The following is an 8,042-nucleotide window of genomic DNA, read 5'->3' on the forward strand; positions in this document are numbered from 1 at the left end:
GTTCGAGTCAACACACCGGCGTCGCGGCGCGTCCAAGACCTGCTTTCGATACGACGTATAGGCGTGGCCGATCGGTCCGGCGTCACGCGGGGCGTGCCCGCCGCTCCGCCAAGGACCTGGTGAGAGTGAGGAACGCCCGCGCGGCCGGTGTGAGGTGCGCGGGCAGGCTGACCATCGCCACATGGAGGTGGGCGGTCGGCTCGATGGGAGCGACCACGGCACCGCACCGGCGGGCCAGCCGGGTCCAGGAGGAGGGCAGGACCGCGACGCCCACCCCGGTGAGGACCAGCGGCAGGATCGACGTGCGGTGGTCGACGACCGTCACGATCTCCGTGCCGGTGCCGCCCGCGGTGATGTCGTCCACGATGCTGCGCATCAGGCTGCCGGTGCGGGAGGCGATGAGCTTCTGGCCGGCCAGGTCCTCGGGCCGGATCGTGACGTCGTCCTCGATCGTCCCGCCGGGCGCGGCGACGACGACGAACGGCTGGTCCTCGACGTGCAGGACGTCCAGCCCGGACGGGTGCACAGGTGCGGCGCTGCCCAGCAGGCCCAGTTCGCAGGCGCCGCTGCGCACCAGGGAGACGACCTCGTCCGGGGTGAAGGCGGCCTGGGTGCGCACCGTCACCGACGGATGCAGCTCGGTGAAGCGGTGGATGAGGGTGGTGAGCGGTTCGATGCCGGGCGAGGGCATGGTGGCGACCTCGACGCTGCCGCCGTGCAGCCCGGCGAGCCCGGCCGCGGTGTCCCGTACGGCGGCCAGGTCCCGCAGCACGCGCCGGCTCGGCTCCAGTAGTTCCGCACCGGCTTCGCTCAGTACGACGCCCTGTCCCACCCGGTGGAAGAGGGCCACCCCGAGGTCGGCCTCCAGGTTCGCCATCGCCTGGGACAGCGACGGCTGGGCCACGTGGAGGGCGGCGGCGGCCTTGCTGAAACCACCGTGCTCGACGATGGCGAGGAAGTACTCCAGTTGCCGGGCGTCCACGGCGTCTCCCCGCTCTGTGCTGGTACGACGGGCGGAGCGAGCCTATCTACCGGTTTCCGTTCCTCCGCGTCCGATCCAGCGGTCGGCGAGGGTTCGCCCGCACTGGGCGAGCAGTCGCGCCGACAGGGCGCTGTCGTTCGCGCTGTCCTGGTCGGTCAGGTCCGTCAGGGCCTGGACGGAGCGGAAGTGGGCGGCGGTCCTGTCGGCGGGAAGAGTGCAGCGGCCGGCCACCGCGTGCACCGCCACCCCGAGTCGGCGGGCCCGCCGGGCGAGCGCGATGGGCAGCTTGCCCGACAGGGACTGCTCGTCGAGGCTGCCCTCGCCGGTGACGACGAAGTCGCTCCCGGCCAGCAGTTCGTCGGCACCGAGCAGGGTGAGGAAGTAGTCGGCCCCCGACCGCACCCGCCCGCCCAGCAGCATCCCGGCATACCCGAGCCCGCCGGCCGCCCCGGCACCGGGGACATCGGCAAGACCTGCTGCCTCTGCGACGCCCGCCGCTTGCAGTCGCCGTACGAAGTCGGCGAGCGCGTCGTCCAGTTCCCGCACCTCGCTCGCGGTCGCCCCCTTCTGTGGACCGTAGACGGCCGCCGCGCCCGTCGTCCCGAGCAGCGGGTTGTCCACGTCGGTGGCGAGGACGAGGTCGACACCCGCCAGGGCCGCGCGGGCCTCGGCGAGGTGGACCGTACGGAGAGCGGCGAGTGCTCCGCCGCCCGGGCCGATCGGTGTGCCGTCCTCCCCGCCCAGCGTCGCGCCGAGGGACTGCAGCAGGCCCGCGCCGCCGTCGGTGGTGGCGACCCCGCCGAGCGCGAGGACGATCGTGTCCGCCCCGCCCGCCAGCGCGTACCGGACAGCCTCGCCGATGCCCCGGCTGGTGGCCGTGAGCGGCGCCTTGCGCCCGCCCGGCAGAACGCCGAGCCCGCAGATGGCCGCCGCCTCGATGAGAACGGTACGGCCACGCACCGCGACCTCGGCCGTGACGGGCCGGCCGGTCGGCCCGGTCACCGTGATCTTCTCGGAGCGGAACCGGCCCGCGCAGCCGGCGGCCACGCTCCCCTCGCCCCCGTCCGCCAACGGGAGTCGGACGACCCGAGTCAGGGGGGCGGCCTCCAGCAGCCCGCGTTCCAGTGCGCGGGCGACCTCGTCGGCGCTGAGGGAGCCCTTGAACTTGTCCGGGGCGATCAGTACGGACACCATCAGGGCGTCACCTGGGCGGTCTGCGGGGCAGAGGCCGCGGCAACCGGCCGGACGTCGTCGGCCTCTGTGGTGACGTCTTCGGCTTCGGTGGTCAGGGACGGCTCCCCCGCCTTGCCGGCCAGCACCAGCCGGGCCCGCTCCAGGTCCAGGCCGTTCTCCCACTTGGCGACGAACAAGGTGGCGACGGCGTTGCCGAAGAAGTTCACCAGCGCCCGGCACTCCGACATGAACTTGTCGATGCCGAAGATGAGCATGATGCCCGCGGCCGGGACGGTACCGACCGTCGACAACGTCGCGGTGAGCGCGATGAAACCACCGCCCGCGACGCCTGCCGCGCCCTTGGAGGTCAGCAACATGACGGCCAGGAGCCCCAGTTGCTGCCCGATGGACAGGGAGGTGTCGGTGGCCTGGGCGATGTAGAGGGTGGCCAGCGACAGGTAGATCGCCGCGCCGTCGAGGTTGAAGCTGTAGCCGGTCGGCACCACCAGCCCGACCGTGGACCGCTCCGCCCCCATGAACTGCATCTTGCGCATCAGTCCGGGCAGCGCGGGCTCGGCGGTCGAGGTGCCGAGGATCAGCCAGAACTCCTCCTTGAAGTAGCGGAAGAGCTGGAAGATGTTCAGCCGCACGTACAGGGCGAGCACACCGCCGAGCACGACCACGACGAACAGCGCCGAGGTGACGTAGAAGAGGAGGATCAGCGAGCCGAGGCTGGTCAGCGTGGACAGGCCGAACTTCCCGATGGCGTACGACATCGCGCCGAAGGCGCCCAGCGGCGCGGCCTTCATGACGAAGGACAGGACCTTGAAGACGACCTCGGTCAGTCGCCCCACGGCCGCGATGATCGGCTCGCCCGTCCTCCCCACCATCTTCAGCGCGATGCCGAAGGTCACGGCCAGGAAGATGACCTGGAGGATGTCGCCCTCGACGAACGGGCCGAAGAAGCTGTTCGGCACGAGGTTGGTGAGGAACTCCCACCAGTGCTGGTGCTCACCCTTCTCGATGTACTGGCTCGCGTCACCCGACGTCCGCAGTGTCGACGGGTCGGCGTGCACTCCGTCGCCGAGCCGGAAGAGGTTGATCGCCACGAGACCGGTGAGCAGGGCGACGATGGTGCCGACCTGGAAGTAGGTCAGCGCCTTGATGCCGGTGCGTCCGACCTTCTTCAGGTCGGCGACTCCGGCTATGCCGCCGATGATCGTCAGGAAGACGATCGGGCCGATGAGCATCTTCATCGCGGTGATGAACGTCGTGCCGATCGGCTCCATGCCGGTGGCCAGATCCGGCCACCGCCAGCCCAGCACGATGCCGATCACGATCGCCACCAGCACCTGGACGTACAACTGCCGGTACCACGGCTTCGCCGCGATACGCGCGGCCTGTTCGGCTCGTCCGTTGCCCGGGGTATGCGTCATTGCGGCCTCCCTGATCGCGCGACACCGAGCCCGATCGGTCCGCGCCGACTTTCGCCACAGTGAACCGGGCCACAGATGGGGGGTCCACGACCAAAAATCGATGCCCCGTATAGGCCGCGCCTATCAGTACCGGCACAGGCCAAAGGCTCCGTCACCCCGCTTCTGGCGCGCTTCGAGGAGGACGCGGTCGGCAAGGACATCGCCGAGTTCGTCGTCGACCGCTGCCTCGCCGTGGGGTTCCAGGGCGTCGTGCCGACCTCCAACGCGGCCCCGCACCACCCCATGTGGCACACCGACCGGGACTGGATGCGGACTGGATGCGGCAACGAAATTCCGTGGGCGATGCAGCGAAGGGCTTCATGGAGGTCCGGACCGTGGCCGTCATCGGGGCTGCCCGCCCTGCTGAGCACGACGGTGGCAAAGCACTACGCCGAGGACGCGGCGCAGTGCTGAGCGCCTGCCCGCAGGCGGCTCCATAAATGGATAGGGCAATCCGATTGCTAGACTGGCTGGTATGAACCCTGGCACCCAGCACTCCGACGGTCCCGCCGCCCAGCCCCTGCGCAGCGACGCCGAGCGCAACCGGGAGCGGATCATCGCCGCCGCGCGCACAGTGTTCGCGAAGGACGGCCTGAACGCCTCCATGGCCTCCGTGGCCCGCGAGGCAGGCGTGGGAATCGCCACCATGTTCCGCCGCTTCCCCACGAAGGAGGAACTGGTCGACGCCGTCTTCTCCGACCGCATGGGCGCCTACGCCGACACGGTCACCGTCGCCCTGGACGACCCCGACCCCTGGAACGGCTTCGTCGGATACATCGAGGCCGCCTGCGCCATGCAGGCCGCCGACAACGGCTTCGCCGACGTCCTGACCATGACCTTCCCCACCGCCAAGGTCCTGGAACAGCGCCGCAACGAGGCGTACGAGGGCATGCTGCGCCTCATCGATCGCGCCAAGGCCACCGGCCGGCTGCGCGAGGACTTCGACCCCTCCGACCTGGTACTGATCCACATGGCCAACGCCGGCGTCGTCAACGCCACCGGCGACACCGCCCCCGACGCCTGGCGCCGCGTCGTCGCCCTGTTGATCCAGTCCCTGGAGACCCCGGCGCGCGGCCCCCTGCCCGCCTCGCCCGGGCACGAACCCCTCTACAAGGCCATGCTCCGCGCCGGCCAGAGCACTGCCACGCCGACACCGGGCAAGAGCAGCTGACCTCGGGAGCCATGCCGAGACGGAGCACGACGGCAGCATGTCGGGAAGGGGGCTCAAGCGGGGACGGCTTTCCCGTGGAGCAGGTCAAGGGCGCGTAGTTGTGGGCGGTTGCGGATCGGCGTCGGACGGCACCGTCGTCGTACCAGGTCTGCCAGGTGGCTCGCCGGTGGACGACGGGGGCGTCGCAGCCGTGGCGCAGATGATCCTCTGCGCCGATGTTCACGAAGGTGAGCGTGACATGCGCGAGCACGTGGGGTTGCCATCCACTCAGGCTTCCCGCAGGAGCCCCGACGCCCGGCGCAGGGGCAGACTCATGATCAGCCGCCCGTGCCTCCGACCTCAGCATCGGTGAGCTGCGGCGAAGTCGAAGTCGCAGGTCCCGGTGTGGCATCAGGGGCTGACGTGGTCGGTGCTGTCGGTGGACTACCAGCGCACCCTAACGGCCAGATCCGCGAACACCGGGCCCACACCGCCACCGCAACCTGATGGCCGAGGCGGCGCGTTTCCCGCCATGGCGAGAGGGCTTCTCGTTGCGCGTCTCGTCGGGATGGATGACTGCCCAGGGGTGCCGGCACATCGGTCTGCGTACTCCGCCACCGGCGGGCGCCCCTCAGGCGTCCGCCGGCGTGCAGGCCGGTTGTACTGCGTCCGTCACCGCACTTTCAGGACGGTCTTGCCCAGGGCGTGGCCGGCTTCGACGGCGGCGAGGGCTGTCGCTGCCTCGCGGCCTGCACCGCGGCATCCACGTCGGCACTCGACGCCGGCGCGACCCTGCCGAACTCCTCTTCCGTCGCCGGGTTGACCAGCGACTGTGAGCGGCCGTCCGCGCTCGGGCGCCACTCGTTGCCGATGAACAGGTCCCGCTCGATCACGGGGGCTGACTGATCCTGAACTGCCATGGAGAACTCCTCTTCCTCTCCGCGCGTCCCGTGTGGAAGGCGCGGGTCTGCCGTTCGTCCACCGACGAGCCGCGAGGAAGGTCCACTGTTACCTGGGTCCAGCAGAGCCAGGCAGAGCTGTCGGCGGCATACCGTCGATGGGGTGGAGACGACCATCGGTGAGTTCCTGCGCACCCGACGCGAGCGCATCACGCCTGAACAGGCGGGGCTGCCCCCCCCAGTCGCAAACGGCGGCGGGTGCCGGGGCTGCGACGCGAGGAGGTCGTCCTGCTCGCCGGGGTCAGCCCGGACTACTACCAACGCCTGGAGCAGGGGCGTATCGCGCACGTCTCCGACCAGGTGCTCGAAGCTGTCGCGCAGGCGCTCTCCCTCTCGGACGTGGAGACCGAGCACCTTCGCAACCTGGCCCGACCTCGTCGAGCCGACGCCGAGGCGAGAACCACGCGACAAGCATCGAGAGTGGTGCCCGACGAGCCGCTGGTCCGGCTGCTGGAAGCCATGGGGGACGCGCCCGCAATGCTGCTCGGCGCCCGCCTCGACATCGTGGCGGCCAATGCCGCGGCCGAGGCCGTGTTCGACGTGAGCGGCATGCCGCAGCCCCGCAACGCGGCACGACAGCTGTTCCTGCACCCAGAGGCCCGAGCACGGTACGCGAACTGGGAGGCGATGGCCGCGGAGTCGGTCGCTCAACTGCGCCTGCTGACCGGCCGCCGGCCCGACGACGCCAAGCTGGCGGCGCTGGTCGGTGAGCTGGCCATCCGCAGCGAGCCGTTTCGGCAGCTGTGGGCGACCGGCGACGTACGAGAGAAGCGGCTGGGCGTCATCCGTATCGTGCACCCAGTCGTCGGCACGCTCGAGTTCGACTACCACGTGCTGACCGTGCCCACCCGCCCCGATCGCTCACTGCTCACCTACCTGCCGCAGCCCGGCTCACCGACGGCTGAGGCCCTCGGGATGCTGCTGAGCTGGGTTACCAACCGACCCGACCCGGCCGGTCAAGAAGTTCCCGCCGCAGCATCGGAATCCGACGGAGAGACGAGCTCGGCAACCGCCTGAGCGTCCTTTAGGCCTGGTTCAACGTGGTCCTGCCAGGCCAGGCCTCGAGAGACAGAGCCAAGTCCCCCCAACACACACAAGCCGACGCAGGGAGCAGAACGGACCTACCGCCCTCGGCCCCTGGCCCCTCAGCGTCCACCAATCAATCGGCGCAGACTACAGAAGCAGCAGGCCAGAGGCGCTCTAGCCTGACGCCCTGCCCATCTGCGTCTTATACCGATGCCGTACCGATGCCGCTCGCTGGCGCGTATCCGCTACGCTGTCCCTGGTCGGCCGTTGGTGCGCCGCGTTGTCTGCTCAAGCAAGACTGCGGAGGCCGTCGCACCATGTCTGACCAGCGGGCTTGTGATCCTCGCCGAAGATCCGTTTCCTGGATTTTCTCCAAGGTTTTCTACAAGCCCCCGCCTTCGTAGCTCAGGGGATAGAGCACCGCTCTCCTAAAGCGGGTGTCGCAGGTTCGAATCCTGCCGGGGGCACAGCAAAGCACCAGGTCAGGAGCCCTTCCGTCCAGCGGACGGGAGGGCTCCTGCGCTTGCAGCACACATATGGCACACATGCCATGCGCGCGGACGGTGGGGAGCTGGCAGGATGCCCGTCAAGGATGATCTGGCCCGGCGCCGGTACGAGAAGTTGATCGACCGCCTTGAGTCGCTGATGCGGGCCGCGCTCAAGCCCGAGTACCAGGGCTACTACGGGCATCTGATCCTGAGCAGCGACGATCTCGCGGAGATGGGCGAGCTCAAGGACGTCCGGCGTGCCGCTCGGGAGGCGGGGCGTCGTCTCGGCTGGAAGGCGACCACCCAGCTCGTCGGTGGCCGGCTCTTTGTGCTCGACGAGCGGGAGGTTCCCGAGGAGATCGAGCAGCTGGCTGGAGACACGGCCGCTGCAGCGATTGACGGGGCCTGGCAGGAAGGCCGCCGACCGCGCGGCATCTGATCCGAGGGAGCAGCGAGGGGGTAGGCGGGGTAACGGGTGGCCGCAGCGCGCCGATCTTCGCCCAGACGTCGCCGGCCTCGAAGGGGTCCAGGCCAGCCGACCGGATCATGGTGGAGAGCAGCAGGACACTGCGCTCCCTGGCACCCGGGCGGCCGGTCTCGACCAGAGCGGCACGGCTGTCCGCGCAGAACACGTCGTGTGCGACGTTCATCCCCTCGGGGCCGCCGAACGCTTCGGGCTCCGGCTCATAGATGCCGACGCACCAGCCGCTGGCCAGCCCATCGGCGACGAGGCGATCCAACAGGCCGGCCGCGCGGTGCTCGGTGCGCAACCGCAGTCCCCCCTCCTTG

Annotated in this window: 8 protein-coding genes, 1 tRNA gene and 1 pseudogene; 5 read left to right on the top strand and 5 right to left on the bottom strand. The window is 70.0% G+C overall.

What is annotated here, in order from left to right; translation table 11 throughout:
- Positions 1–82: 82 nt before the first annotated feature.
- Genes STRIP9103_RS03195 through dctA form a run of 3 tightly spaced genes read right to left on the bottom strand, consistent with a single transcriptional unit; the run spans position 83 to position 3,591 of the window.
- The gene (locus STRIP9103_RS03195; RefSeq protein WP_009297391.1) at positions 83–982 is read right to left on the bottom strand and encodes a LysR family transcriptional regulator; all 900 of its coding nucleotides are present in this window, start codon (positions 980–982) and stop codon (positions 83–85) included.
- A gap of 42 nt (positions 983–1,024) precedes the next feature.
- Positions 1,025–2,176 carry a glycerate kinase gene (locus tag STRIP9103_RS03200; protein ID WP_009297340.1) on the bottom strand — a complete coding sequence of 384 codons (1,152 nt, stop codon included), beginning with the start codon at positions 2,174–2,176 and terminating at the stop codon, positions 1,025–1,027.
- On the bottom strand, positions 2,176–3,591 hold the full coding sequence (gene dctA / locus STRIP9103_RS03205) for a C4-dicarboxylate transporter DctA (protein ID WP_009297395.1): 1,416 nt from the start codon (positions 3,589–3,591) through the stop codon (positions 2,176–2,178). The genes STRIP9103_RS03200 and dctA overlap by 1 nt, the downstream gene beginning before the upstream one ends.
- Positions 3,592–3,666: 75 nt before the next feature.
- On the opposite strand from dctA, the gene STRIP9103_RS51170 reads away from it, so the two are divergent.
- Together STRIP9103_RS51170 and STRIP9103_RS03215 are read left to right on the top strand one after the other, a co-directional pair.
- The gene (locus STRIP9103_RS51170; protein ID WP_048819588.1) at positions 3,667–4,044 is read left to right on the top strand and encodes a hypothetical protein; all 378 of its coding nucleotides are present in this window, start codon (positions 3,667–3,669) and stop codon (positions 4,042–4,044) included.
- Positions 4,045–4,105: 61 nt separating this feature from the next.
- Positions 4,106–4,801 carry a TetR/AcrR family transcriptional regulator gene (locus STRIP9103_RS03215; protein ID WP_009297366.1) on the top strand — a complete coding sequence of 232 codons (696 nt, stop codon included), beginning with the start codon at positions 4,106–4,108 and terminating at the stop codon, positions 4,799–4,801.
- 662 nt (positions 4,802–5,463) lie between these two features.
- On the opposite strand, the gene STRIP9103_RS49730 is transcribed toward STRIP9103_RS03215, so the two are convergent.
- Positions 5,464–5,700 (bottom strand): aldehyde dehydrogenase family protein, encoded by a 237-nt coding sequence (locus tag STRIP9103_RS49730; RefSeq protein WP_009297311.1) that lies wholly within the window; start codon positions 5,698–5,700, stop codon positions 5,464–5,466.
- 237 nt (positions 5,701–5,937) lie between these two features.
- On the opposite strand from STRIP9103_RS49730, the gene STRIP9103_RS03225 reads away from it, so the two are divergent.
- From STRIP9103_RS03225 to STRIP9103_RS03235, 3 genes are all read left to right on the top strand, one after another.
- Positions 5,938–6,756, top strand: a complete 819-nt coding sequence (locus STRIP9103_RS03225; protein WP_009297319.1) for a helix-turn-helix transcriptional regulator — start codon at positions 5,938–5,940, stop codon at positions 6,754–6,756.
- A 403-nt stretch (positions 6,757–7,159) separates the two neighbouring features.
- A tRNA-Arg gene (locus STRIP9103_RS03230) sits at positions 7,160–7,232 on the top strand.
- 112 nt (positions 7,233–7,344) lie between these two features.
- Complete coding sequence (locus STRIP9103_RS03235) at positions 7,345–7,692, top strand: hypothetical protein (protein WP_009297389.1); 348 nt, start codon at positions 7,345–7,347, stop codon at positions 7,690–7,692.
- A gap of 49 nt (positions 7,693–7,741) precedes the next feature.
- On the opposite strand, the pseudogene STRIP9103_RS51175 reads toward STRIP9103_RS03235, so the two are convergent.
- Positions 7,742–8,023 (bottom strand): annotated as a pseudogene (locus STRIP9103_RS51175) (thiopeptide-type bacteriocin biosynthesis protein); the annotation flags it as partial.
- Between the last annotated feature and the right edge of the window lie 19 nt (positions 8,024–8,042).

Source organism: Streptomyces ipomoeae 91-03, from assembly GCF_000317595.1.
In the GTDB taxonomy this organism is placed as follows: domain Bacteria; phylum Actinomycetota; class Actinomycetes; order Streptomycetales; family Streptomycetaceae; genus Streptomyces; species Streptomyces ipomoeae.

Excerpts from the sequence above, each read along its gene's own strand:
- STRIP9103_RS03200 (WP_009297340.1), bottom strand. The coding sequence starts at position 2,176 with ATGGTGTCCGTACTGATCGCCCCGGACAAGTTCAAGGGCTCCCTCAGC.
- dctA (WP_009297395.1), bottom strand. The coding sequence starts at position 3,591 with ATGACGCATACCCCGGGCAACGGACGAGCCGAACAGGCCGCGCGTATC.
- STRIP9103_RS51170 (WP_048819588.1), top strand. The coding sequence starts at position 3,667 with ATGGGGGGTCCACGACCAAAAATCGATGCCCCGTATAGGCCGCGCCTA.
- STRIP9103_RS03215 (WP_009297366.1), top strand. The coding sequence starts at position 4,106 with ATGAACCCTGGCACCCAGCACTCCGACGGTCCCGCCGCCCAGCCCCTG.
- STRIP9103_RS49730 (WP_009297311.1), bottom strand. The coding sequence starts at position 5,700 with ATGGCAGTTCAGGATCAGTCAGCCCCCGTGATCGAGCGGGACCTGTTC.
- STRIP9103_RS03235 (WP_009297389.1), top strand. The coding sequence starts at position 7,345 with ATGCCCGTCAAGGATGATCTGGCCCGGCGCCGGTACGAGAAGTTGATC.